This window comes from Priestia sp. ST2, from assembly GCF_055810735.1.
This window is the reverse complement of sequence record NZ_JBVVNT010000002.1, coordinates 487827-512573: the sequence shown is the minus strand read 5'-3', so window position 1 is coordinate 512573 and position 24747 is coordinate 487827. Positions and strand designations below refer to the sequence as shown.

General features: G+C 38.0%; 22 protein-coding genes. 16 read left to right on the top strand and 6 right to left on the bottom strand.

Annotated features, from left to right (window positions below):
- Positions 1-33: 33 nt before the first annotated feature.
- Entirely contained in the window at positions 34-1209 is a 1176-nt protein-coding gene (locus tag AC0KUU_RS09045; protein ID WP_043982368.1) for an alanyl-tRNA editing protein, read from the bottom strand.
- Positions 1210-1319: 110 nt separating this feature from the next.
- On the opposite strand from AC0KUU_RS09045, the gene AC0KUU_RS09040 reads away from it, so the two are divergent.
- The 3 genes from AC0KUU_RS09040 to AC0KUU_RS09030 all read left to right on the top strand — a co-directional run bounded on the left by AC0KUU_RS09040 (position 1320) and on the right by AC0KUU_RS09030 (position 5333).
- Complete coding sequence (locus tag AC0KUU_RS09040) at positions 1320-3467, top strand: YhgE/Pip domain-containing protein (RefSeq protein ID WP_043982370.1); 2148 nt, start codon at positions 1320-1322, stop codon at positions 3465-3467.
- A 64-nt stretch (positions 3468-3531) separates the two neighbouring features.
- Positions 3532-3909 carry a PH domain-containing protein gene (locus AC0KUU_RS09035; RefSeq protein ID WP_014460184.1) on the top strand — a complete coding sequence of 126 codons (378 nt, stop codon included), beginning with the start codon at positions 3532-3534 and terminating at the stop codon, positions 3907-3909.
- Between the two features lie 224 nt (positions 3910-4133).
- Entirely contained in the window at positions 4134-5333 is a 1200-nt protein-coding gene (locus AC0KUU_RS09030) for an MFS transporter (protein WP_322552043.1), read from the top strand.
- Positions 5334-5402: 69 nt separating this feature from the next.
- On the opposite strand, the gene AC0KUU_RS09025 is transcribed toward AC0KUU_RS09030, so the two are convergent.
- The gene (locus AC0KUU_RS09025; RefSeq protein WP_013083080.1) at positions 5403-6275 is read right to left on the bottom strand and encodes a selenium metabolism-associated LysR family transcriptional regulator; all 873 of its coding nucleotides are present in this window, start codon (positions 6273-6275) and stop codon (positions 5403-5405) included.
- 345 nt (positions 6276-6620) lie between these two features.
- Here AC0KUU_RS09025 and AC0KUU_RS09020 point away from each other — a divergent pair, with 345 nt between their 5' ends.
- Genes AC0KUU_RS09020 through AC0KUU_RS09005 form a run of 4 tightly spaced genes read left to right on the top strand, consistent with a single transcriptional unit; the run spans position 6621 to position 10382 of the window.
- Positions 6621-7010 (top strand): GntR family transcriptional regulator, encoded by a 390-nt coding sequence (locus AC0KUU_RS09020; RefSeq protein ID WP_013083081.1) that lies wholly within the window; start codon positions 6621-6623, stop codon positions 7008-7010.
- Positions 7003-7902: an ABC transporter ATP-binding protein gene (locus tag AC0KUU_RS09015; protein WP_025752330.1), complete on the top strand. Its 900-nt coding sequence runs from the start codon at positions 7003-7005 to the stop codon at positions 7900-7902. The genes AC0KUU_RS09020 and AC0KUU_RS09015 overlap by 8 nt, the downstream gene beginning before the upstream one ends.
- Positions 7877-9886 (top strand): DUF6449 domain-containing protein, encoded by a 2010-nt coding sequence (locus AC0KUU_RS09010; protein ID WP_043982374.1) that lies wholly within the window; start codon positions 7877-7879, stop codon positions 9884-9886. The genes AC0KUU_RS09015 and AC0KUU_RS09010 overlap by 26 nt, the downstream gene beginning before the upstream one ends.
- A 16-nt stretch (positions 9887-9902) precedes the next feature.
- The gene (locus tag AC0KUU_RS09005) at positions 9903-10382 is read left to right on the top strand and encodes an RNA polymerase sigma factor (RefSeq protein ID WP_013056972.1); all 480 of its coding nucleotides are present in this window, start codon (positions 9903-9905) and stop codon (positions 10380-10382) included.
- 47 nt (positions 10383-10429) lie between these two features.
- Here the strand turns inward: AC0KUU_RS09005 and AC0KUU_RS09000 are convergent, their stop codons facing one another.
- Complete coding sequence (locus tag AC0KUU_RS09000; RefSeq protein ID WP_013056973.1) at positions 10430-11008, bottom strand: DedA family protein; 579 nt, start codon at positions 11006-11008, stop codon at positions 10430-10432.
- Between the two features lie 164 nt (positions 11009-11172).
- Here AC0KUU_RS09000 and AC0KUU_RS08995 point away from each other — a divergent pair, with 164 nt between their 5' ends.
- Positions 11173-12381 (top strand): DNA polymerase IV, encoded by a 1209-nt coding sequence (locus AC0KUU_RS08995; protein WP_043982377.1) that lies wholly within the window; start codon positions 11173-11175, stop codon positions 12379-12381.
- A 156-nt stretch (positions 12382-12537) separates the two neighbouring features.
- A complete protein-coding gene (locus AC0KUU_RS08990; protein ID WP_013056975.1) occupies positions 12538-12957 on the top strand; it encodes an organic hydroperoxide resistance protein in 420 nt (139 codons plus the stop codon).
- 61 nt (positions 12958-13018) lie between these two features.
- Here the strand turns inward: AC0KUU_RS08990 and AC0KUU_RS08985 are convergent, their stop codons facing one another.
- Positions 13019-13468 carry a MarR family winged helix-turn-helix transcriptional regulator gene (locus AC0KUU_RS08985; protein ID WP_013083086.1) on the bottom strand — a complete coding sequence of 150 codons (450 nt, stop codon included), beginning with the start codon at positions 13466-13468 and terminating at the stop codon, positions 13019-13021.
- A 144-nt stretch (positions 13469-13612) separates the two neighbouring features.
- Between AC0KUU_RS08985 and AC0KUU_RS08980 the strand changes: the two genes are divergently transcribed.
- The 4 genes from AC0KUU_RS08980 (at position 13613) to AC0KUU_RS08965 (ending at position 15798) form a co-directional block, all read left to right on the top strand.
- Positions 13613-13822: a cold-shock protein gene (locus AC0KUU_RS08980; protein WP_013056977.1), complete on the top strand. Its 210-nt coding sequence runs from the start codon at positions 13613-13615 to the stop codon at positions 13820-13822.
- A gap of 291 nt (positions 13823-14113) precedes the next feature.
- Positions 14114-14935 carry an MBL fold metallo-hydrolase gene (locus tag AC0KUU_RS08975; RefSeq protein WP_043982379.1) on the top strand — a complete coding sequence of 274 codons (822 nt, stop codon included), beginning with the start codon at positions 14114-14116 and terminating at the stop codon, positions 14933-14935.
- Between the two features lie 177 nt (positions 14936-15112).
- The gene (locus AC0KUU_RS08970) at positions 15113-15319 is read left to right on the top strand and encodes a zinc ribbon domain-containing protein (RefSeq protein ID WP_043982381.1); all 207 of its coding nucleotides are present in this window, start codon (positions 15113-15115) and stop codon (positions 15317-15319) included.
- A 2-nt stretch (positions 15320-15321) separates the two neighbouring features.
- The gene (locus tag AC0KUU_RS08965) at positions 15322-15798 is read left to right on the top strand and encodes a GNAT family N-acetyltransferase (protein ID WP_043982383.1); all 477 of its coding nucleotides are present in this window, start codon (positions 15322-15324) and stop codon (positions 15796-15798) included.
- 20 nt (positions 15799-15818) lie between these two features.
- On the opposite strand, the gene AC0KUU_RS08960 is transcribed toward AC0KUU_RS08965, so the two are convergent.
- Positions 15819-16826: a LysM peptidoglycan-binding and 3D domain-containing protein gene (locus tag AC0KUU_RS08960; RefSeq protein WP_080781696.1), complete on the bottom strand. Its 1008-nt coding sequence runs from the start codon at positions 16824-16826 to the stop codon at positions 15819-15821.
- Positions 16827-17127: 301 nt separating this feature from the next.
- Between AC0KUU_RS08960 and AC0KUU_RS08955 the strand changes: the two genes are divergently transcribed.
- Genes AC0KUU_RS08955 through AC0KUU_RS08945 form a run of 3 tightly spaced genes read left to right on the top strand, consistent with a single transcriptional unit; the run spans position 17128 to position 20980 of the window.
- Positions 17128-19662, top strand: coding sequence for an AAA domain-containing protein (locus AC0KUU_RS08955; RefSeq protein WP_043982385.1), 2535 nt, complete (start codon positions 17128-17130; stop codon positions 19660-19662).
- Positions 19656-20363 (top strand): cobalamin B12-binding domain-containing protein, encoded by a 708-nt coding sequence (locus AC0KUU_RS08950; protein WP_340598392.1) that lies wholly within the window; start codon positions 19656-19658, stop codon positions 20361-20363. The genes AC0KUU_RS08955 and AC0KUU_RS08950 overlap by 7 nt, the downstream gene beginning before the upstream one ends.
- On the top strand, positions 20360-20980 hold the full coding sequence (locus AC0KUU_RS08945) for a hypothetical protein (protein WP_043982388.1): 621 nt from the start codon (positions 20360-20362) through the stop codon (positions 20978-20980). The genes AC0KUU_RS08950 and AC0KUU_RS08945 overlap by 4 nt, the downstream gene beginning before the upstream one ends.
- On the opposite strand, the gene AC0KUU_RS08940 is transcribed toward AC0KUU_RS08945, so the two are convergent.
- A complete protein-coding gene (locus tag AC0KUU_RS08940; protein WP_322552044.1) occupies positions 20977-24537 on the bottom strand; it encodes a CheR family methyltransferase in 3561 nt (1186 codons plus the stop codon). The two genes, AC0KUU_RS08945 and AC0KUU_RS08940, sit on opposite strands and share 4 nt — an antisense overlap.
- Positions 24538-24747 lie beyond the last annotated feature (210 nt).

The following is a 24747-nucleotide window of genomic DNA, read 5'->3' as shown; positions in this document are numbered from 1 at the left end:
AAAAGCCTGTCTTTAAAAAAGACAGGCTTTTTGTTATGCTCCCGTTATTTTTTCTTTTACTGCGCTAATAAATGCGTTCATATTTTCAGAAGATGAAAAGCTGGCTTGAGCTTGTTTTGGTCCGCCGCCGCCTTTTCCATCGTAAAGCGGAAGCAGCTCTTTATAAAGTTCTCCGCATTTTACTTCACTTCCGCTGTGAGCCAATAAGACTTTTTGTTCACTTGAAAAGGCAAAAAGAAGCGTCGTATCAGGTGTTTGAAGCAGCTGCTTCGTCAAAGCTTGCACATCTTTTAATGTGCGGTTTTCAAAGTGATGGTACAGAAATGAACCTTCTTTTTTGGCTTCTAATTCACTTGCTAAATAAGCTGCATTTTCATTTTTTAATTCTTCTAGTTGTTTTTGCAGCTCTTTTTGTTCAGTCTCCAATTTTTTAATGCGTTCTACAACTAATTCACGGCTTGTGCTGAATTTATTGCTAAGTTCTGCCACGATTTCTTGAGACTGCTGATAATCAGCTAATGCACGCATACCGCATTTAAAAAAGAGGCGTGTATTGCCGCGCTGCTTTTCTGTTTTCGTAAGTTTAATAAGGCCGAGCTCTCCAATTTGGTTCACATGAGTACCGCAGCAGGCAGAAACATCAATGCCTTCAATTTCCACGATGCGTACCACTTCGTCTTCTAGGTCGGGCACTTTGCGAAGCGCAAGAGTATGCAGATCTTCTTTTTTCACTTCGTACGTTTTAATGTGACGGTTGCTGTAAATAGCGTCATTTACAACTTTTTCAATGTGTAATAACTGCTCATGAGATAACTGAGGTACATTCAGATCGATAGAGACTGCTTCGCTTCCTAAGTGAAAGCTAACGGTGTGAATATCATATGTATCGATTAATAGAGCCGAAAGTAAGTGCTGTCCGCTGTGCTGTTGCATATGATCAAAGCGGCGATGCCAGTCAATTTCACACGTGACGTTCGCTTGTTCAGGGAGTGTATCGACGATATGATATACTTCTCCATTTTCTTCATACACATCTTTCACGTCGATTCCGGCAATATTACCGTAGTCAGAAGGCTGCCCGCCTCCTTCTGGATAAAAAGCGGTTTGTTTTAACGTTAATGCGTAGCCATTCGAAAGAGAGCGCGTCTCTATCACTTCAGTTTCCCATGTTTTTATGTAGGGATTGCTATAATAAAGTCTTTCTGTCATATTCATCATCCTTTCTAGTAAAACCATATCTAACTTTTTCTATAGTATCAGAAATATGTTTCTTCGAACATGGATAAGCTAACTTGTAACAATAAAACTGGGTGGGACATATGAAAAATACTGTTTATATTTATACGCGGGATTTAAAAAGAATTTTCACCAATTGGGCGATGATTATCATTGTGCTGACGCTTATGATTCTGCCGTCTTTTTACGCATGGTTTAATATAAAAGCATCTTGGGACCCATACGGGCGGACTGAAGGTATTGCCATTGCAGTAACGAGCGAAGATGAAGGTTCTACGATAAGAGGTCAGCACGTGAACGTGGGAAAAGATATTATTGCAACGTTAAAAAAAAATAAAACGCTTGGATGGACGTTTGTCTCAAAAGAAAAAGCTGATCACGGAGTAAAGCACGGTGACTATTATGCAAGTATTGTTATTCCAAAAGATTTTTCACAAAAGCTTGGTACCGTTCTTCAAGATCGTTTGGAAAAACCAGTCATTATTTATAAAGTGAACGAAAAAATAAACGCAGTGGCGCCTAAAATTACAAGTAAAGGAGCCAGCAGCTTAACACAACAAATCAGTGAAAAATTCGTCAAAACAGCGAATGGAGCCATTTTTTCAGTGTTTAACGAACTAGGTATTACACTGCAGCGAGATTTGCCGACCATTCAACAAGTTGAACAACGGATTTTTGAACTTGAAAATCGTCTTCCTGAAATCAAAAAAGTAATTAATGAAGCGAATGACACCACTCAAAAAGCTGGAGCCATTGTATCAAAAGCTCAGGCCGCTCTTCCTGAAGTAGAGAGACTAACAGCTGACGGCGCACAGATGACTCAGCAGCTAAACACTTTTTTAACTAAAAGCGATAAAATTTTAAAAAACGCCGAGCCAACAATCAATGAAACGCTGCAGCGGGTTCAGCAACGAGCTCTCCGAGTTCAAGAATTGAAGAATCAGCTGATGGAAAAAGATATAGCACCGGCTGAAGTCAGCGCAGCAGCGGAACAGCTAAAAGGGCAGTTAACAAAACAAATTGCTGACACAGGAGAGATTCTTACACTTCTTACAGATTTAAATGCGTTATCTCAACAAAAAGTTCTTTCACCTGTTATTAATGACGTAAAAGATGTAAATACGCTTTTACAGCAGCAACTTTCGGATGTAAACAGTCTGCAGCAACAAACAAAGAATGGGGATGTTCCCAATCAAAGCGTACTTGATAGGTTCAGCTCTCGCACCGATCAAGCTGTTTCTAGATTAAATGCGTTAACGAACTCATATTCTTCTACGATTGTGCCTGCTGTTGAACAAGCAATCAAAGAAGCGAAAGATAAAACGGCAAGCGCAAACTCACTGCTTGATGAAGCTAACAAAAGCATACCGGATGTTTCTAACGTTCTGTCTAAAACAGCCAGTGGCATTTTGCTTGGACAGCAGGAGCTTGGGAAAATAGCAAAAGACTTTCCGCGAATTGAACAAAACGTGCACAATATAGCAGATAAAATACGAGAATTTCAGCAAAAAGAAAATATTGAAGATATTATTAATTTGCTAAAGAATGATGTGCAAAAAGAAAGTGACTTTTTTGCTAAGCCGGTTCTTTTAAAAGAAGAAAGGCTTTACCCGATTCCGAACTACGGCTCAGCTATGTCGCCGTTTTATACAACGCTTTGCTTGTGGGTCGGAGCTTTGCTGTTAGTTTCGATTTTAAGCGTAGAAGTAGCGGATGAAGAACGATTCAAAAGCTATGAAGTCTATCTTGGAAGACTTTTAACGTTTTTGTCTATTGCTCTCGTGCAAGCTTTTATTGTGACGCTAGGGGATTTATTTTTAATCAAAACGTATGTCGTAGATAAAGTGCCTTTTATCTTTTTAGGCTTGCTGTGCAGCTTCGTATTTATGACGATTGTTTATACGCTTGTTGCGATATTTGGCAATGCAGGAAAAGCGATGGCGATTGTTTTACTTGTGCTTCAGCTTTCTGCTGCAGGAGGTACATTTCCGATTCAAGTCGTGCCTGCTTTTTTTCAAGCAATCAATCCGTTTTTACCATTTACCTATGCAATAAGCATGATGAGAGAAGTGGTAGGAGGCATGTTAGCGGACATTGTAAGAAAAGACGTTACCGTTCTTCTTTGCATTTGGCTTGGCGTGCTGCTCGTTGGCATTTTTCTTCATAAGCCCCTTAGTAAAACGAGTGCAAAATTAACAAAAAAAGCGCGTGAAAGTAAATTAATTCATTAAAAAAACGTTTTGGGTTTTCAGACAGAACAAAATGCGGTAGTGTAGATATAAAGGAGTGATCAGCATGGGTATATTAGATGGACTATTAGGAAATGCATCAGAAGCAGATATAAGAGGAACTGAAAAAGACTTACAAAATATCTTAATTGCCAACGAGCGAGTGGAACAAGCATATAAAGTCATTCGCGATTTAATGGTGTTTACGACGAAACGCTTAATTATTGTTGATAAGCAAGGAGTAACGGGAAAGAAAACAGATTATCATTCCATTCCTTATAAGACGATTACCCATTTTAGCGTAGAAACGGCTGGAACATTTGATTTAGATGCGGAATTAAATATTTGGGTATCGGGTTCTAGTGCACCGATCTCAAAAGAATTTCGTAAAGATAAAAGCATTTACGACGTGCAAAAAGTATTAGCATCTTATGTACTGGATTAAAAAAGTTGAGCCATGAAAAACTGGCTCGACTTTTTTTATGTGTGTGTAAAACGAGAAAGCATAACAGTCTTGCATACAGTCGGTTGAAAATACTAAGGCTGTTGTCCATTCCTATTTTCACTTCACTCATTACTGAAATGCATGAAAACGATTTACATAATGAATTATACAGAATAAAAAAACCGTGATATGCTTTTTTTAGAGAAAAAAGGAAGTGACCAACTGTGAATTATACCGTAATTGGAACATCAGCTTTTCGCAAAACAAATGTTGCGCTTTTTGCAGCTGGCTTCAACACATTTTCGATTTTATATTGTACACAAGCCATTTTACCCGAATTTTCTAGAGAATTCGGGATATCTCCGGCGTTTGCCAGCTTGTCTCTTTCATTAACAACCATCACGCTAGCTGTTAGCATGCTTTTTTTAGGTTCTTTATCAGAAGTGTGGGGACGAAAGAAACTGATGGGTCTATCGTTAATTTTTGCGTCATTGCTATGCATCATGACAGCATTTAGCTCTACCTTTGAAACGCTGTTAGTATTTCGCGTCATTCAAGGAATCGTTTTAGCAGGGCTGCCTTCTGTGGCCATGGCTTACTTAGGAGAAGAAATTGAACCAGGGAGTTTAGGAAAAGCGATGGGGATTTATATAAGCGGAAACGCCTTTGGAGGCGTAGCGGGAAGGCTTATGACAGGGGTTCTCACGGAATATTTCAACTGGTCCGTAGCTCTTGATGTTGTAAGCGTAATCAGTTTATTAGCCACCTTTGTTTTTTTTATGAACTTGCCAGATTCACAAAACTTCACTTCACGATCCTTTGAACTTCGTCAGCTTACTGGCTCTCTTCGCAGTCATCTTCAAGATAAAGGGATGCTTTGTCTTTTTGCTATTGGTTTTGCGCTGCTTGGAAGTAACGTAGCATTATACAATTATATTGGATACGCTTTATCCGCTCCTCCGTATTCTTGGAATCATACGCTTGTAAGTTTTATTTTTGTTATTTTTTTTGTGGGAGTATTCAGCTCGGTCTGGATGGGGACGCTGGCGGATCTATATGGCCGGAAAAAAGTGCTGTTATGTACGATTGCTGTTACGCTTATAGGTTCGATTGTTACGCTGCATCCGGTTTTATGGATAAAAATTACCGGGCTTTTTCTGCTGACTTTTGGCTTTTTCGGAAGTCACTCCATCGCAAGCAGCTGGGTGGGAAGAAGAGCCACCCATGACAAAGCTCAGGCTTCGTCTTTGTATTTGTTTTTTTACTATGCAGGATCAAGCGTTGGAGGGACGGTGGCTGGCTTATGCTGGAGTGCGTACGGCTGGAAAGGTGTTATTGCTTTAATTGGTGTGTTTCTTACAACAGCTTTTCTCCTAGCTGTTCGTTTGTCCAAAATGCCGGCTCAGCAGACGCATGTTCACTAAAAAAGAATGTAAAGACATGTATGGCTATTTACTAAAAAAGACTTTCCACTCAGTGTGGAAAGTCTTTTTTTAGTTTAAAAGCTGAATAAAAAGCTCCGCTACTTTTTTATGAGCGCTGTTAGCAGGATAGATATAAGAGAAACGGCGCTTAAAAGGAGCGGTGTTAACGTTCAGAATCGATAGGTGTTTTTGTTCAACATCTTCTTTAATAGCGCAAAGCGACAGCACAGACATTCCTAAATCGTGAACGATGGCTTCTTTAATTCCTTGATTGCTGCTGATCGTTAGCATGCTTTTCATTTTTAAACCGTTGGACATTAGAACGTGATCTAAATATTCTCTTGTTCCAGAGCCTTTTTCACGCGCCACCCACCGCTGATTTTGTAAATCATCAATTTCTACTTTTTTAAGCTGAGCTAAAGGGTGATCCACTGACGCAACGATGGCAAGCTCATCGTCCATAAATGACTGAATATGTAAGTCGGATTCTTCCGTGTGTCCTTCAATAAGCCCTACGTCTACTTTGAAATGACGAACAAGCTGAGCGATTTCCTTTGTATTACCGATAGTCACTTCTACATCAATATCAGGATATTGTTCACGAAGCTTTGCTAAAAATGAAGGGAGAATATATTCACCAATCGTGAAACTGGCGCCAATCGTTAGCATTCCTTTGACACGGTGATGATGTTCATAAATATCTCGTTTCGTATGCTCATATATCTGAATCATTTGTTTAGCACGATCGTATAAAATTTCGCCGCTGGGTGTGATTTTTAACATTTTAGGTGAACGCAGGAACAGGGAAGTTTGAAATTCTTTTTCAAGATTTTTGATGTGTACGCTTACGCTTGGCTGTGAAATCATTAACTTTTCCGCAGCTTTTGTAAAGCTTTGCTCTTCTACAACAGAAACAAACGTCTTTAACGCATCATAGTACATAGAGTATGGCTCCTTTTATATTAAAAAAATTAATTATAAACATTATAAAACATTACTATTGTAATAACTAGAGGTACTTGGTTAAGACAAACAAAACGAGGTGCTGACTTAAAGGAGTATTTTGGCTTATAACGAAGGCAACACACGCAATTTATTTACAGTTATTTGCATTTCCCCTATAAAGCTATTAAACAATTTTTTTGTCATCATTTTGTAACAAAAGTAAAAAAAGTACTTGTTTTTTCCAAAAAACATACTATAATATTAACTGTAATACGATGAGTAATACAGTTAATACACCTAGTACACACATCATGATTTTGGGTAGATGAAGGGAGGCAGACTATGTTCGATTTAGATATTCGTAGTCGCAAGCCGATATACGAGCAATTAGTAGATAAATTGAAAGAGCTTATTATTCATGAAGTTTTTAAGGCCGATCAAAAGCTTCCATCTGTTCGGCTGTTAGCAAAAGAATTAACGATTAATCCAAATACAATTCAAAAAGCGTATCGTGAACTAGAACATCAGAATTATATTTATTCAGTTCCAGGCAAAGGAAGTTTTGTAACGCCTCAAGTTGATACACTAAATAACGAGAAGGTGAAAAAGATGAAAGAAGAATTAGTAAAACTGTTGGCAGAAGCTATGTATTTAGGGATGGATAAAGATGAAATTCTATCACTTATTTCACAGGCTGAAAAAGCAGTAAAAGGAGGAAGCGATAGTGATTGAACTGAAGGCGATAAAAAAAGAGTTTGAAGAAATGGAAGCTCTAAGAGACGTCACGCTTTCTATAAAAAAAGGATCTATTTACGGACTGCTTGGCTCGAACGGGGCAGGGAAAACAACGCTATTAAAAATCATTGCAGGTATTTACAAGCAAGATCACGGGAAAATCGCAATAGACGGCGAGGAAGTATTTGAAAACGTTGGCTTAAAAGAACGTCTTATTTTTATGCCAGATTCTCTTTATTTTTTCCCTCAAACAACGATTAAGCAATTAGCGTCTTTTTATAGAAGCGTCTATCCGACTTGGAACGAAGAGCGGTTTCAAAAATTAAAAGAAGCTTTCCCAATTCAATTACATAAAAAGGTACACAGAATGTCCAAGGGAATGCAGCGTCAAGTAGGTTTTTGGTTAGCGATGTCTGCTATGCCTGATGTACTTATCTTAGATGAGCCGCTCGATGGGTTAGATGCGGTAATGCGTCAAAAAATTAAAAACCTTCTTGTCCAAGACGTGGCAGAACGGGAAATGACGATTTTAATTTCATCACATAACTTACGAGAAGTGGAAGATCTTTGTGATCATGTAGGCATCTTGCATCACGGTCAATTATTAATTGAAAAAGAGCTGGATGATTTAAAATCAGACGTGCACAAAATTCAAGTTGCATTTGAAGGAGATGTGCCGCTAGCGCTTTATGACACGCTGGACATTTTATATCAAGAAAAACGAGGAAGCGTCTTGCTTTGTATTGTTCGAGGAAAAGAAAATCACTTAGTCAACAAAGTTCGATCGTATAAGCCTTTAATTTTTGACATCTTGCCACTTACGCTGGAAGAAATCTTTATTTATGAAATGGGGGATGTGGGTTATGCAATCGAAAACATCATCGTTTAACCGAGGAATGTGGATTCAATCCATGAGAAACGTGGGGTGGATTGGGCTTGTATACTTGCTAGTACTACTGTTCGCTTTGCCTTTACAACTGATTTTCACTTTTACAGGAAAGGTTGAGCCTTATATAGAGAAACCAGACACGTTATTTGACGTATTTGGCGGGCTAGAATTCGTGCTTATGTTCGTTGTACCAGTGTTACTTGGTATTTTCCTATTTCGATATATACAAACGAAGATTGCGGCTGACTATATTCATAGTTTACCAATTAAACGTTCTACGTTGTTTCATCAAAACATGCTTCTGGGCGCGTTGGTTTTAGTTGTTCCGATTTTAATTACGGGAATCGTGACTTTTGCCGTTAAAGGGGTTTTAACGGTTGAGAATGTTTATACAACAGGCGACGTTCTAAGCTGGGTCGGGTACAGTATTCTGATTAACTTATTCGTGCTAACTGGAACTGTTTTAGCCGGAATGTTTACCGGGATGTCTGTTCTGCAAGGAATCTTTTTATACGTTCTATTCCTTCTCCCAGGCGGAATTTCTTATTTAGCTATATCGAATGTAAAGTTTTACTGGTATGGCTATGCGTATGACTATTACGTGAACAAAAATGTTGACAGCCTTATCCCGTTTTTACACGTAGCGAAATTGGCAGCTCATAAAAGCTTTTCTACTAGTGTATTTGTTTATATTGGACTCATTGTCTTATTTTACATCGTTGCTTTAATCACCTATCAAAAAAGAAGAGTAGAAGCTGCTACGCTAACCATTTCAGTTGGCTGGTTAAAACCTGTATTCGTATACGGAGTAACCGCTTGTTCACTGATGCTGGGCGGATTTTACTTCGGCAGCATGAAAGGTGGATTTTCATGGATGGTCGTGGGCTATATTATTGGTTCATTAATAGGCTATATAGGTGCTCAAATTATTTTAAATAAAACGTGGCGTATCTTTACGAAATGGAAAGGGTATCTAGGTTTTATTATAGCTGCAACTATTGTAGGCTTTATCATTCATTTAGACGTGTTTGGCTATTCTACTAAAGTGCCGGCAGTTTCAGAGATTGAAAGTGTGTATTTCGATGAAGACATGTATCGATTGACTGATAAACCTGAAAACTATGCAAAGGGAATGAATGGCTATTACGAAGCGCCATATTACTATACAAGTAAAGAAACGATCAAGAGCGTTCGTCAGCTGCAAAAACAAATTACAGCATCTAAAGATAAGAAGCTGGATCCTGAAAAACAAAGTGAAATAGAGGGAAGCAATGGAAAAATCGCGGTATTTGCTTACAAATTAAAAAATGGAAAACAAATAGTTCGAGAGTACTTTATTCCATTTTCAGACTATAAAGCTTTTTATAAAGAAATTGCGGAAACAAAAGAGTATAAAGAAAATTTCCATCCGCTTTTACGAACACAAAACACAGATAAAATTAAAAGCGTAAGTTTTTCTGTTCCAGGAAAGTCAAATTCCATTAATATTACAAATCCAGAAAAAGTGCAAGAGCTTATACACGTAGTCAAACAGTCGATGATGAACGAAACGTTTGATGAAATGTACAGCACAAAAGAAAGCTGGGCGTCAATCAATTTCATGGATGGAAAAGGACAGTATGTTCAAGAAGCATCTTGGGAGAAGTCATATAGCGAAGTAGAAGTATGGCTGAAGAAAGAGCATTTATATGAACGTGCTCGCCTTATGCCAAAGGACGTAGAAAAAACCGAAGTCTTTAAAAATTCTTCTCATCTTAAAAATGATTATCGTCTTCAAGAAGATTTTACATCTCTAACGAAGGATGAGAAATCAATTAAAGTAAAAAACAATCAGCAGGTAGAAACACTTCTTCAACGTGCTAATTTACGAGACACAGGAGATTATCTTGTTGCTTTTTATTACAAAGATCAAGTAGATACTCCTCAGGTTTACATGTTGAATGAAAATGAGCTGCCAAACGAACTAAAAGAAAAACTAAAATAGCAAGGGAGAACTTATTATGTGCGGCGAGGAATTGCAAGATTATTTAAATCAGGTGCTGGCTTATTTGTTGAAAAATGGCGTGAATAGACAAGACGCCGAAGATATTACGCAAGAAGTAGCATTAAAATATTTAGAAAAACAAGAAATGGTCGATCCTGAAAAAATAAAAGCTTGGATGTTTCGCGTCGCATTAAATAAACGGTGTGATTTAGGAAGGCGTAAAATAGTGAAAGACCGCTATACGTCTTCTTACAAAGAAGAGCCTGTTATGTATACGCCTATTCAGCAGGTGCTTAGAAATGAAGAAGCGGCTGAATGTCAGGCGATTTTAAATAAATTGAATCCTAAGTATCGCAATTTGCTTCTATTAAAATATGGATTTGGATTTAAATATGAAGAAATTGCGGAGTTATTAAATATGCAGATGACTACGTTAAAATCAGCTCTTTACCGCGCGCGCAAATACTTTGTAAAGGGATATAATGAAGTCATTTAATATAAATGAAACAGCAGCAGTTTGTGAAAAAGAACTTCTCACACAAACTACTGCTGTTTTTTTCGTATTTTTCTTCTTTGGACGGCATAGATAATCAAACTGATCGCACAAAAAGCTAAAGTGATCTCAATCACGTCCGTATAAGAAGAGGTTGTATTAAAAAAGGAACCGAAAATAAATAAAGCGAGCGTCCAAATAAAACCGAAAGAAAATGAGACTTTAATATAATGCCGATGCTTCATTCCGCTTGCTCCGAGAAAAAAAGGCATCACATGTCGCATTCCTGGTAAAAAGTAGCTTGCAATGATGGCGTGAGATCCATATTCTTGAATCGTTCGCTCGACTTTCATCACATTTTTTTCCCATCGCGGGCGTTTTAATAGCGCAAGCGCCTGAGCTGAAAAAAGACTAGCTATCAAAAACTTAAGATATAAGCTAATCATCATGCCGCTGTAGGTAAGTATAAAAGCTGGAATATACTGAACGGACGGAGATGTAGCCTGACTGCCCGCAAGCATAATATATACCGGGTCAGGAATAGGAGTAAGGTTGGCTCCGACTAAAATGATAAAAAAGAAATATCCGTAGCCTAATTGGTTAATGGCTCCGATAAGCTGATCAATCACGTTTTCTTCCTCCTTTCTTCATTAGAATACGAGAGAGTGACACACAGTGTTCGCTCAAAATAAAAATAAAGTATAGGTACGCACAACTTAGAAAAAAAGAGTTATAATAAATAAGAATGTACGTTCTTCTTTCGAGGATTAATTATACAGAAAGAGGTGATAGTATGAAAATGATGTACCCTAAAAACGGCAAAGTTATTCTTCATATTGATGCCAATGCTTTTTATGCATCTGTTGAAACCGCACATGATCATACGCTCAAAGATAAGCCTCTTGCTATTGCTGGCAATCCAAAGGAACGAAGAGGAATTGTTGTAACCTGTAACTATATTGCTCGTAAACGCGGAGTATATGCGCCAATGCCTCTTTGGGAAGCGAAAAGAAAATGCCCTGAGCTGGTTGTGATAAAACCTAATTTTCCATTATATCGCCAAGTGTCCAAAAACATGTTTGATTATTTAGTAACCATTTCACCTCTTTTAGAGCCTGCTTCCATTGATGAAGGCTATTTGGATATTACAAACTGTGCTGAATTAGGCTCTCCTCTTGACATAGCAAAGTCAATTCAGCAGCATTTAATACAGACGCTGCAAATTCCTGTGTCAATTGGAATCGCGCCGAATAAATTTTTGGCCAAAACGGCAAGTGATATGCAAAAACCTTTAGGGATTACCGTCCTTCGAAAAAGAGATGTTCAAACAGTTCTTTGGCCAAAAGCCGTAGAGGAAATGCACGGAATCGGTAAAAAAACAGCTGAGAAGCTAAATGCGATTAAGATCGTAACCATCGGTGATCTAGCAAAAGCCACTCCCGGTCTTCTTAAACAAACTCTCGGAATAAAAGGAGAAGTTATGAAAGAACGAGCATGGGGCCAAGATGATCGACAGGTGAACCCTGATCGCCAATCACAGTTTAAATCTATTGGAAACTCTACGACGCTATCTCAAAATGCAGTAGATGAACATGAAGTTCTCCCTATTTTAAATAAACTATCGCATTCTGTAAGCTCTCGTATGAAAGCGAAAAAAGTTGTAAGCAAAACGATTCAGTTAACGATACGATACAGTGATTTTAAAACCATTACTCGAAGCCAAACTATTTCAAAAGCAATTAGCGAGCCGAACGATCTTTTTCATTACAGTGCAGTATTATTTCAAAGACATTGGAACGGAGAACCGATTCGTTTATTAGGAGTAGCTGCTCTTCAAGTGAGCCACCATCTTCAGGAAGAAGAACAGTTAGATTTGTTTACATATGGAGAGCAAGCAAAAAAAGAGCCTTTATACAAAGCGGTCGAAAGTTTGCGTGAAAAATATGGAGATAACATTATTCAAAGCGGTTTAAAAAAACAAAGAGGAAAAAAAGAGAGGTAACTCTCTTTTTTTGTATAAAATAATAGGTTTACACTCATTATAGAAGGGGAAGTACATTACTATCACGGTAATCAAAGTGATTACAAAATGAATTTGATTGCGACTTTTTTGATTGTCTGCAATGAAATTACATAAAATAATCTATGAGGTGATCTTATGTCAGACGTACTATTTACATCTAAAGCAACAGCGGTAGGAGGCCGAGATGGTCGAGTTAAATCAGATGATGGTATTATTGATTTAACCCTTGTAAATCCTTCTCCAAATAACAAAGAAGAAGGAACAAATCCCGAGCAGCTGTTTGCAGCAGGATATTCTGCTTGTTTTGACGGTGCTTTAAATTTAATCGCTAAGAAACAAAAAAAAGACATTGATTCTTCTATTACTGCAGAGGTAAGTCTACTAAAAGACCACACTGACGATGGCTTTAAAATTGGAGTGGTGTTAAACGCTCATATTAAAGGCGTTTCACAAGAAGTAGCTGAGAAGCTAGTAGAAGATGCACATCAATTCTGCCCGTATTCTAAAGCAACGCGTGGGAATGTTAACGTAACGTTAAATACAACGGCTGAGTAAATAAAAAGCGCCTGGATTTTTCTTAAATCCAGGCGCTTTTTTATGTGCAATTTTATATGGTCTATTTTTGATTGTACGTATGCAGTGATTGCAATAACTCCTGCAGCGTTTCTTTCAGCTTTTCTAATTCTCCTTGCGACTTATTCGTCATACTAAAAACTTCTTCTGGAATATGACAAGCTTTATCACGTAATTTTTTTCCTTTTTCGGTTAAACTAATAAAAACAACGCGTTCATCTTCATGAGAACGCTGACGAATCACTAATTCTTGATCCTGCATTCTTTTTAGCATAGGAGTAAGGGTGCCTGAATCCAAATACAGAAGTTCGCCCATTTTTTTTACGCTGAGTGTTTCATGTTCCCATAAAACAAGAAGGGCTAAATACTGCGGATAGGTTACTCCTAATTTATCGAGCAGCGGCTTGTACACCTTTGTAATTTCTCGAGACGTGGCGTAAATTGAGAAACAAAGCTGGTTTTCTAGCTGCAGCTGCTTATAAAGTTGTTCCATTCATGTTGCCTCCAGTCTATTGCTTTTTATTTAATTATACACAATTAAATAGTGGTGTCCAATAACGCCGGATGAAAAAGTAATCAAGCTGTAAATAAAAAATGGGAATTTTACATATACTAAGAAAAAAAGGGAGCTGTGCACATGTATTTTGCAAAAAAAGCCGTAGAAGAAGAAGTAGATCAAATGATGGATACGACTGTATACGCGTGTCAATCTGAATCATGTAATGGGTGGATGAGAGAAGATTTTGTTACGGTTGATTATAACTGTCCGATGTGCGGAACGGAAATGTCGCAGGAAGTACGCGAGCTACCGAAAATTAAGTACGATCATCAATTTTATAATAAATAAAAAAAGAAGCAACTGCTTCTTTTTTTATTTTTCACTAAAATTTCATTAAGCTGCGCTAGACTAAAAACCAACATACGATGAAGGTGAGGAATATCAGAATGAATCAAGGGAACTTTTTGAAAGGTTTATTTTGGGGAACCTTATTTAGTATTCCTATTTGGATTTCATTGTTTGGCTGGTTCCGCATTTTATCACATCTTGCATAGTTTTGTTTTATAAACCGTCATACGCACCCTTATCTTTCTATTTCCGCTATAATAAAGGTGATAGAAAAAATAAGGAGCTGTTCTCATGATTCAATATAAAACGGAGCAAATGACGGTTTTTGAAAGCGCGCTATTTCAAACAACATCTGCAGTCATTGAAACAAAAGACTGTGTCATTATTGTTGATCCAACGTGGCTTCCTCACGAAATTAATGAAATTAAACAGCATGTTCAAGGGATCTTAAACCACCGCAAACTGTATGTGTTTTTTACTCACGGAGATTTTGATCACGTCATTGGGTATGGGGCTTTCTTAGAATTAAATGCCACCTTTATCGGCAGCAAATTTTTAGAACAACACCCGGACAAAGAAGAAAAAGTTCAAATGATTAAGCAGTTTGATCATGACTATTATATAAAAAGATCCCATGATATTATATTCCCAGAATTAGATATTGTTGTAACCGAAAATGAACAGCATATTACTTTAGGTGAAACATCCATTACCTGTTATTTTGCAAAAGGTCATACAACCGATGGCCTATTTATGATTGTTGATGATTCGATATGGATTGCAGGGGATTATTTATCAGATTTTGAATATCCGTACATATATGAAAGTGTAAATGATTACCGCGACACGCTTGCTATTGCGCGACACATTTTAGCAAAGCACCAAAATCTAACGCTAGTTCCCGGGCACGGGAAAACGACACATCACCGAGCTGAAATTCAAAGACGAGTGGAGATGGCCAGCTCTTATTTAGATGAACTGCAAGCGGCAGTGAAAGAAAACAGTAAAGAAGCGCTCGATAAGCTAAATGATAAACTGGCGTTTCCCTCTGATTTCACCGCACAATGTCATCAAAAAAACGTTGAAATTATGAAAAGAGAACTCCTATCATAGAAACCAACTGTATAGTCATACCGTTAATACTAAAAGTAAGAAACCACATTTTCTATTTCTAGGTAATGGAAAATGTGGTTTTCCTTAGTTCCTTTATTTATCAATTAAATGAAACTTTTTCCTTTTCTAAACGTTTATATAAATAAGAAATTATTTTATGTATAAAGGAGTATGACAATGGGGAAAAACGGTTGTGTAAAATGCGGACATACAGAAGCAAAAACAAAAGAAATTGCTACAACGGGAACGGGACTGTCTAAATACTTAGACGTTCAGCACAATCACTTTACAGTGGTATATTGCACGAACTGCGGATATTCAGAGCTATATAATAAATCATCTTCAAGAGGCAGCAATATTATTGACTTATTTTTTGGAGGATAAAGATGAGTATCGACCTTATTGAAATTGATAAAGACAGACGCGCTTCCTATTTGAACCTGCTATTAATAGGGGATGAAGACGAAAAAGTGGTGAAGTCGTATATAAATGAAGGTTCCTTATTTACCATTGTCTATGAAAAGAAGGAGATAGGAGTTGTGCAGTGCCTCATCGATGAAGAGGAACGGGCAGTAGAAGTAAAGAATATCGGTTTAAAAGAAGCATACAGAGGAAAAGGAATCGGCAGCAAAGTCATTAAAAAGTTAGAAGTACTGTATGAACGTAACCAATATTCTAAAATGATTGTAGGAACAGCGGACTCCAGCCTTGAAAACATAGCATTTTATAAAAAGGCAGGCTTTTATCAAAGAGGTGTCAAAAAGAATTTCTTTTTGCAGTACGTTCCACCGATTTACGAGAATGGCTTGCAAGCTATCGATATGATTATGTTTGAAAAAAAATTAAAAAGCAGAAGCGACTAACACGCTTCTGCTTTTAGTGATTAATCTAAAATTTGAAGTTTTACCGTTTTGCGTCCCCAATTTAAAGCTGAGCTTTGAGATGCCATAAATAAATCAACGCGAGTACCTTTAATGGCACCGCCAGTATCTCCAGCAATTGCTTCTCCGTAACCTTCTACGTATACGCGAGAACCTAATGGAATCACGCGAGGATCAACTGCAATTACTTTTCGATTAGGATTTGACCTTAGGTCGATGCCTGTAGCAGTGATTCCGCTGCAGCCTGCACAGTAAGCGGTATAAGCTGTTGCTTCAACCGTAATCTCTTTCGAAACCGACTTGCTTTCTTGCACTGGAGCAGGTGCCGGTGTTGAAGGAGCAGTAGTCGCTGGCGTTGATGGTTTTGCTTGAGCTGCAGCTTGTCCGCCTACTTGTAACACTTGATTAATGTAAATCGTATTAGACGATAAGTTATTCCACTGTTTTAATTGAGAAATTGAAATGCCGTGTCGCTGTGCTACGCTCCACATTGTATCTCCAGGCTGAACTTTGTAACTTTTACTGTTGCTAGGAGCCGGGGATGCTTGCGTTTCGTTTGTTTTTTCTTGTACAGGTGCTGAAGGTGATGATGAAACAGTTCCTGTTCCGCTTATTTTTAATACTTGATTCACATAAATTAAATGACTAGATAAGTTATTCCACTCTTTTAGCTGCTGTACAGAAGTACCGTTGTTTTTAGCGATACGATAAAGCGTGTCGCCTGATTTTACTGTATATGTATGGTTTGAAGATGTCGTAGTTGGAGTTGAACTAGATGAAGAGTCAGTAGATGTAGATCCAATTTGTAATGTTTGGTTTGCATAAATTAATGTCGAAGAAAGACCATTCCACTTTTTTAAGTCTTCAACTGTTACATTATGCTGCTGTGAGATGCTGAATAACGTTTCTCCAGCTTTTACTTTATGCGTGTCTGTGTCAGCTGATGCTGCGTCTGCAATTCCAATTGATACTAAAGCTGTAGCCCCTAATGTAAAAATGTGTTTTTTCATCTAATATTTCTCCTTTATTTCCAATAGTTGTCTCTTATTCTATCAACAATATGTAACAAACTCATGACAAAATGGTAGGTTTTATATTACAAGTTTGTAACAATACGTCTAAAGTGATAGAAAAAACGCAGTTTTTTTACAATTATGATGAAAAAAGTCTTAATTTGTCTGTAGAGATAGAATAGTAAAAAAGGTGTTCTGCTTTTATAAAAAGGAAAAAGAAAGAAGCTATGCTATATTCAAATGACATGATAGAATAGACAAGTTAGAAATGAACGGATAAAAAGGGAGTTAGACATCTATGGAAAAACGCTCTATCTCTTCATATTTAAAAGCATGGGTGCGCGCACTTTCAATTGAGATTAATTATATGAAGAAACACGGCGGAGAAAAGTATACGGTAGGAAAAGGAGAGTACTTAGGGCAGCAGGAGGATGCGTATCTTTACCGGTTTGAACGCACAGTCGATTTATACCTTTTTGATGGAGCTCAAGTACGCCTTGTCCACCAGCATAAAGAAAGTAAAGGAGAAGTGATCGGAACAGAAGGGTTTGATCTGTACCTTAAAATAGATGCGTTTATTGGACAAGAAGTAGACGAACTCGATATATATAACGAACCATGGGAGTTATTGCAGGCGCTCATTGATAGACTCACGGAAGCAAAAGATTACAAGCAAAAAATAGTGAGAATCAAACGTCTTATGAGAGGCGATAGTCCTGTTCGTCATAAGGAGCATACGTCTAAGAACGCTCTTCATGAAGTGTTGCTGCGAGCGCGTTATAACCGTACTACTTATATTTGGGGGCCTCCTGGAACAGGAAAAACATATACGCTGTCCAAAATCGCGGCAAGCTATTACCGGAAATCAAAGCGGATCCTTTTATTATCTCACAGTAATGCAGCGGTGGACGGTTTGCTGCAAGAAACTGCACGTCAGTTAAAAAAGAAAGAAGCTTGGAAAAAAGGAAAACTCATTCGATACGGAGCAACAAAAAGCAGCGGCTTAGAAAATATAAAAGTAGAAGAAGTCATTGGAGAAGATGACCCGGATTTAGCTCAGGAGATGCGTGATTTACAAGAAGAACGAGTTTACTTAAGCAGGTATCCCAATAGAGCTCACCAGCTTCAGCAAGTTAACAAAAAGCTAAACGCCCTTCGGAACAAGTGGATTGAAGCGGAGAAAAATGTGTTTGACCAAGCGTATATTGTAGGCACTACTTTATCAAAGGCGGCTATTGACCGATTACTTTATCAAAGTGAATTTGATATGGTTGTGGTAGACGAAATTAGCATGGCATATGCACCGCAAATTGCTTTTGCAGCTACGTTAGGAAAACGAATTGTCGTATGCGGTGATTTTAAACAGCTTCCCCCGGTATCTCAATCTTCTCATGCTGAAGTGAAGAAGTGGCTGCAGCGAGATTTATTTGAGCAGACGGGTCTTGTAGAGCAAGTAGAAAGCGGTGAGATACACCCGCATCTTTTTATGTTGACGAAGCAAAGAAGAATGCATAAAGATATTTCAGCTTTTACAAATCGCTATATTTACAGCAACCGAGTAGCAGATCATCCATCTGTCACAACAAGTCGAGAAGTAGTAGCAAGCAGCCGACCGTTTGCTCATGAAGCAGCGCTTATGCTTAACATTGGTCATTTGCATTCTTCCGCTATGCGAGATGCCGCTTCCGGCTCACGCTACAATGTGATAACGGCTGTTTTGGCAGTAAGTTTGATGCTGCGGGCACGCAAAGCTTCTTCGGCTACTCTTGGCTATGTGACTCCTTATAAGTCTCAAGCTAAATTGATTAATGCATTTCTTCAAGATATTGAACCAGCTAGCGATATAATTGCAGCAACCGTACACAAATTTCAAGGCGCGGAACGAGATATCATGATTTTTGACACGGTCGATACAAAGCCGCAGTCAAAACCGGGTTTACTTTTAACAAATGAAAATAGCGACCGATTGGTAAATGTGGCGGTGACGCGTTCAAAAGGAAAATTTATTATGCTTTCAGACGAGTCGTTTGCCCAGCAGCGTGTACCAAAGGAGCGAGCGTTATGGAAGTTGGTCAACCACTTTAAAGAAAATCAAAAAGTATACCAACCTCAGCAATTTTTAAAAGAAGTCATTCAGCATCCTAAATTGATTTGGTACCATCCATCGAACAGCAATCAGTTAAAAAAAGACTTATATCAAGCTCGGCAGCAGATTTTATTGTGTATTCCTTATGCTTCCCTTGTTCCTCAAGAAATACGGGATGTGTTAAATTCTTTTAAAGGTGAAGTGACCGTTCTTACTCGTGAACCAACAGAAGTTCGAATTGACGATGCTCATATCATTTCATCTGCTATTCCGATGTCACTGCTTATCATCGATGAATCCACTATATGGATTAATATGCCTTATGGCGGAAAGAATGAAGCGTTTATGGCAGCTAGAATTGAATCAAAGCTAGGCGCTAAACAGCTTATTCGCTCAATTGACTTTACCGAAGATAAAACAAGAAATCAAGAAACGAAAATGTATATAGAAACAAATAAACCACAATATTCTTTGAGCAATTATCTTCGCAGCTGGGATCGCTGTGAATCTTGTCAGCATATGCGAGAAGTAGAGATAACAAAAAAAGGAAAAGTAAGGTTTATTTGCTATTATTGCGGGAAAACAAGTGGGGCAACACGTTTATTAGTGGAAAAATATTTAAACTACGTACATGCTGTATGTAAAGTATGCAAGCAGCCGATGAACGTAGATTATGATGAAAATAAAGGTGTCTACGCATGTTGTCCATCGTGCAAAAAGGAAGTTTTGCCTAGAGATTTATTGTAACTTTAAGAAAAGGGCGTGATCTTATCGTTTACTCTCGTAATTTAGCGGCTTTAGCTGATTGTTTGCTAGAAGGAGACGTTCAAAAAAGCTGGCTGCTCATTGCTATATATATAGAAGAAGGTCATTCTTCAACTGACGTATACACGTTTCTGACAGAAGCGATGTATGAGATAGGGAAAAGGTGGCAAGAAAATAAAATTTCAGTCGCGGACGAGCATTTGGCTACTGCAACCTGTGACTATGTGTTAACTCGCTTTCAGCTATCACAGCATCAATTGCTTCAGCGCCATCGAGCACTTCTTTTTTGCATTGAAGGAGAAGAGCATTACTTAGGCATTAAAATGATTGCAGGACTTATGAGAGAACAGGGATGGGAAGTTAAAAACTTAGGAGCAAGCTTGCCGCTGCCGTTTGCTCTAAAAAGCATTGAAAGATGGGACCCTGATGTAGTGTGCTTGTCTGTCTCACAAGTGCATTTGCTGCCTGATTTACAAAAATACATTGCTGAGATTGAAAACATGCCGCAAAGTCCTCTTGTATTAGTGGGCAGCTGGCTTCTCAACACGCATGATTTATCGGCTTCAGGATCTTCAAAAACCATATTCATTAATCATATCCAAGCTTTTAAAGACTGGCTTCTAATCAACAATAAAGAAAGTTCGACGCAAGATAAAATGTTAGCAATGGGGGAAGAAATATGATCAGTTTGCCGATTCAACACATTCCCGTTCCAATGTTTTTACTCAATAAAGACAACGAAATAATTGAATTTACACCAAGCGTCACGAAAAATTTCCCGCCTGTTCAGAACTTTTTAGATCTAGTTGATGAAGACAGCCAAGAAAAAGTAAAAAGAGCACTCCAGGGGAAGGAAGAAGTGCAAATCGAAGTAAATATGCGCACGTTTTCCAACCCGGTTGCTCTTTTTGATTTTCATTTTAAGCCTGAAGCCTATCATTCGCTGCACGCTGTTTTCTGCTATCCTATTCACGAGCATATGACGAGTGTCCAATCAACTCTTCAGCAGTTTCGCTCTATGCTTATGCAAGACTCACCACAAGTGAACCAGGGTATTTCAGTCAGGGAAACAGATGTAGAAACGGCGAAAAAAATGCATCTAGTTGATCTTCAGCGTCATTTTCGAGAAATGAAAACAAATGTGCTAACCATTCAAGACCTCCTAAGTATTATCCGCTCCGACGTAATTGAAGCAGGAAAAGGAGAATATATTGAATTGGTCTCTACACATTTGTTTGACATTCAAGATGTAATTAATCAGGAGCTTGAATGTTTAAGGCAGAAGAACAAAGTGCATTAAGAAAGCGGCAATCGGATTTCTACGGTTGTTCCTTTTCCTTCTTCACTATCATACGAAATGCTTCCTTTATGATTACTAATGATTTTGTGACTCACCATCAATCCTAATCCTGTTCCTTTTTCTTTTGTTGTATAGAAAGGCTCGCCAATTCGTGTTAATCGATCTTTCGGCATGCCTTTTCCTTCATCTATCACTTGGACGACTACTTGATTTGTATCTGGATCAAATTTAGATACCACCAGAATAGACCCGGGGTCATCCATCGCTTCAATAGAATTTTTCACCATGTTGATAAATACTTGTTTCATATCTTTTTCAATACAATGAACAACAGGTAATTTTTCTTCAAAATCTGTTGAAATAGTAATGTTTTTAAGAATGGCCTGTGTATGCAGCAGCGTACATACGTCTTGAAGAATTAAATTTATCTGTTTATTTTCATATTTTACGACTTCGGGTTTGGCTAGAATGAGCAGTTCGCTAATGATCAGTTCTAAGCGGTTAAACTCGGACATCATGACATCCATATATTCTTTTTTATACGTTTCTTCTTGCATCATAAGCTGTAAAAAGCCCTTTAATGATGTAAGAGGGTTTCGTATTTCATGGGCAATGCCAGCAGCCAGCTGTCCAAGTGCTGACAGCATCTCTGAATTTTTGAGCATCATTTCCGACTGTTTGCGCTGTGAAATGTCTTCGCTTAACCCAATGTAATGGATGATTTCATCCTGATCATTTTTAACAGGCATTAAGGCTAACTGTTCCCAAACGGTTTCTCCGTCTTCTTGAACGTAGGAAATTTCTCCGTTCCATTTTTCTCCTCTGTATACTTCGTTCCAAATCTTAGGGAATCTTTTAACCCCCAGCTTTTTTGTATATAAGTCATAGAGGTGTAGCCCAAATACTTCCTGCGGCGCATGCTTTTGTTCCATGAACTTTTGATTAATGTACTTAATTTTACCTTGATGATCGGTAATAAAAATGCCCGTAGGACTGTGAGCAACTGCAAACGATGTAATAGCCAATTCTTCATTTGACCGTTTAATTTCTGTAATATTGATAAACGTAATAACTACACCGTTAATTAAATTCTCATTTGTACGATAAGGCATCATTTTCATGCTGTACCACTGGTTATCGTAGCTTTGAATTTCTTTTTGAAGGGTGTTATTTGTTCTTAAAACGTGCATGGCGTCCTCGATTAGATGGTCATATCTAAAGTTATGCGAAATATGAAAGAAAGGTCTTCCAATATCTTGATGAAGAACGTTGATGACTGTTTTCGTTTCCGGCGTAAATAATTTAATATTCAGCTGCTCGTCTAAAAAGATAGTAGCAATAGTTGTACTGATTAATAAATTATCAATATCGTTATTTAAGTCCGTTAATTCTTCAATCTTTCGCTCGTACTGATTGTTAACACTAATTAATTCTTCATTAACAGACTGCAGTTCTTCATTTGTGGACTGCAGCTCTTCGTTGGAAGCAATCAGTTCTTCGTTCGTGGACTTTAGCTCCTCATTTGCTGTTTCTAGTTCTTCAATCGTCGTTTGCAAATGCTGCTGCGTGTAATGAAGCTCTTGCTCTAAATCTACTACAAGCTCACTAATCGAGCTGGTTTGATTAAGAAACATGGGCTCTTCCTTATCAATAATGGCACCATCTGTCTGTTCATCAAACATAAGTAAGTAAAGAGAGTGATTTGTTGGAAGGGCAGATATCGTAATATTAAAACGGCGCTGCACGTTGTTTATGACAAACTCAATGTGCTGACAGCATACGCTCATACCTTGCTCTTTTACGCGTTTAATAGCTGCTCCAATGGCTAAAGAGACGTGAACTGGAACCATTTTGAAAATTGTATAATTAATTTTCCCTACAGGCACGTTAATAAGCTGAGTCGCTTCTTTTGAACAAAATATCACTTCGTTGTATTCATTTAATACAAGACAAGGGCTCATAAAGTGATCAATCATTGACTGATACATCTCATCTAATTTAAGCGAAGGAAGAGGCTTATAAAGCTGACTTGGCAGCGGCACGCTAGAAAAATCACCTTCATGCGAGTTGGACTTTGAAAGGTTAAAAGCTCCCGTAATTTGTCGGCTGGGCTGGCCGGAACGCTTAAATATTTTCCACTTACTGTTGATAGGGCGGAACAAATCAGACAAATTTCCCGTTGTTTCACTAGGGCCTAAAAAAAGTACGCCTTCTTCTGTCAAAGAGAAATGAAAAAGAGACAGAATGCGCTGCTGCAGTTCAGCTTGGAAGTAAATCATCATATTTCGACAGCTAATTAAATCAACGTTTACAAAAGGCGAGTCTTTTCCTATATTATGGGGGGCAAAAACAATCATTTTGCGAATTGTTTTTTTAACTTGATAACTCCCGTGTTTTGTTTGCTCAAAATATTCATTAATCTGAGCTGCTGAGAAGGAATGAACTTCCGCTTCTTCATAAATACCTTGACTAGCTCTTTTGATTGCATGACGATCGATGTCCGTAGCAAAGATTCGGACATCGAAATAACGGTTGATTGTGGATAAATGGTCATGAAGCAAAATAGCTAATGTATATGCTTCTTGACCAGTAGAACAACCTGCTACCCAGATGCGGATTTCATCTTCTTGATTATGAATCTTTCTTTCAACTAATTGTGGAATGACTTGTTCTTCAATAATAGAGAATGCTTCTTTATCTCTAAGAAATTGTGTCACTCCAATCAGCAAGTCTCGCTGCAGTTCGACGATTTCTTCGGCTTCTTTACATAAATAGTCCCGGTATTCTTCCATCGTTTGAGAGGGCGGATCGAGTAAAGCCATTCTCTTTTCAAGTCGTCGCAGCACCGTGTTTTTTTTGTACATAGAGAAGTCGATGCCTGTTTTCTTCTTTATTAATGAATAAATGTATTGCAGCGTTTCTTCATTATATGTAAATTCAGTTTGGCTGACATGCGTTTGCACAAGGTCAGGCATATCAGCAGGAGAAAGAATATAATCAGCAAGGTGTGCATCAATAGCGCTTAGGGGCATATCCCTGTACTTTGCTGTGCTTTCATCTTGTACAAGTACAGTTCCGCCATACTCTCGTATCGTTTTTGCTCCTCCTGTTCCATCATTTCCTTTTCCCGATAAAATAATGGCTGTGCACCGGTGTTTTTTTGAAGTGGCCAGAGAATGAAAAAAGGCGTCAATCGGATACTTTACCTGATCATTTTCTTCATAGGGACGAAGGCGAAGAGTATGATCCACAACGGTCACATAATGATGGGGAGGATTTAAATAAATTGTGTCTTCTTGTAAAGTCATCCCGTCTTGTGTCAGTTTGATATTCATTCCTGTTTTTTTTGCTAAAAGTTCTGGCATAAAACTTTTATATTTAGAGGAAAGGTGCTGCACAATAATAAACGCCATTCCATTTGGTGAAGGCATATTAGCGAAAAACTGCTCAATAGCTTCTAATCCTCCGGCAGAAGCGCCAATTCCCACAACGTGTAAATCCTGTTTCTCTATTCCTTCTGAAGACGATGGAACTGTAGAAAACGAGTTGTTCCTCATAATAGAACCTCCAATAATGTTTAGACACTTCCTAGATTGTATGTCGTTTTGTTTATTTTAATGTCGACAGCACATCGTGGTTTATATCAAAAGTAAATTTTTTAAAAAAAACCAAGATGCTGGTACATAGGTTCATTTTAGCAAACCTATTATATTGTTCAAATAACGTTTTCAAAATTCCTCTATTTTTTGCAAAAAAATTTTAAAGTC

Excerpts from the sequence above, each read along its gene's own strand:
- AC0KUU_RS09045 (WP_043982368.1), bottom strand. The coding sequence starts at position 1,209 with ATGACAGAAAGACTTTATTATAGCAATCCCTACATAAAAACATGGGAA.
- AC0KUU_RS09040 (WP_043982370.1), top strand. The coding sequence starts at position 1,320 with ATGAAAAATACTGTTTATATTTATACGCGGGATTTAAAAAGAATTTTC.
- AC0KUU_RS09035 (WP_014460184.1), top strand. The coding sequence starts at position 3,532 with ATGGGTATATTAGATGGACTATTAGGAAATGCATCAGAAGCAGATATA.
- AC0KUU_RS09025 (WP_013083080.1), bottom strand. The coding sequence starts at position 6,275 with ATGTACTATGATGCGTTAAAGACGTTTGTTTCTGTTGTAGAAGAGCAA.
- AC0KUU_RS09020 (WP_013083081.1), top strand. The coding sequence starts at position 6,621 with ATGTTCGATTTAGATATTCGTAGTCGCAAGCCGATATACGAGCAATTA.
- AC0KUU_RS09010 (WP_043982374.1), top strand. The coding sequence starts at position 7,877 with ATGCAATCGAAAACATCATCGTTTAACCGAGGAATGTGGATTCAATCC.
- AC0KUU_RS09005 (WP_013056972.1), top strand. The coding sequence starts at position 9,903 with ATGTGCGGCGAGGAATTGCAAGATTATTTAAATCAGGTGCTGGCTTAT.
- AC0KUU_RS08995 (WP_043982377.1), top strand. The coding sequence starts at position 11,173 with ATGAAAATGATGTACCCTAAAAACGGCAAAGTTATTCTTCATATTGAT.
- AC0KUU_RS08990 (WP_013056975.1), top strand. The coding sequence starts at position 12,538 with ATGTCAGACGTACTATTTACATCTAAAGCAACAGCGGTAGGAGGCCGA.
- AC0KUU_RS08985 (WP_013083086.1), bottom strand. The coding sequence starts at position 13,468 with ATGGAACAACTTTATAAGCAGCTGCAGCTAGAAAACCAGCTTTGTTTC.
- AC0KUU_RS08980 (WP_013056977.1), top strand. The coding sequence starts at position 13,613 with ATGTATTTTGCAAAAAAAGCCGTAGAAGAAGAAGTAGATCAAATGATG.
- AC0KUU_RS08975 (WP_043982379.1), top strand. The coding sequence starts at position 14,114 with ATGATTCAATATAAAACGGAGCAAATGACGGTTTTTGAAAGCGCGCTA.
- AC0KUU_RS08970 (WP_043982381.1), top strand. The coding sequence starts at position 15,113 with ATGGGGAAAAACGGTTGTGTAAAATGCGGACATACAGAAGCAAAAACA.
- AC0KUU_RS08965 (WP_043982383.1), top strand. The coding sequence starts at position 15,322 with ATGAGTATCGACCTTATTGAAATTGATAAAGACAGACGCGCTTCCTAT.
- AC0KUU_RS08960 (WP_080781696.1), bottom strand. The coding sequence starts at position 16,826 with ATGAAAAAACACATTTTTACATTAGGGGCTACAGCTTTAGTATCAATT.
- AC0KUU_RS08955 (WP_043982385.1), top strand. The coding sequence starts at position 17,128 with ATGGAAAAACGCTCTATCTCTTCATATTTAAAAGCATGGGTGCGCGCA.
- AC0KUU_RS08945 (WP_043982388.1), top strand. The coding sequence starts at position 20,360 with ATGATCAGTTTGCCGATTCAACACATTCCCGTTCCAATGTTTTTACTC.
- AC0KUU_RS08940 (WP_322552044.1), bottom strand. The coding sequence starts at position 24,537 with ATGAGGAACAACTCGTTTTCTACAGTTCCATCGTCTTCAGAAGGAATA.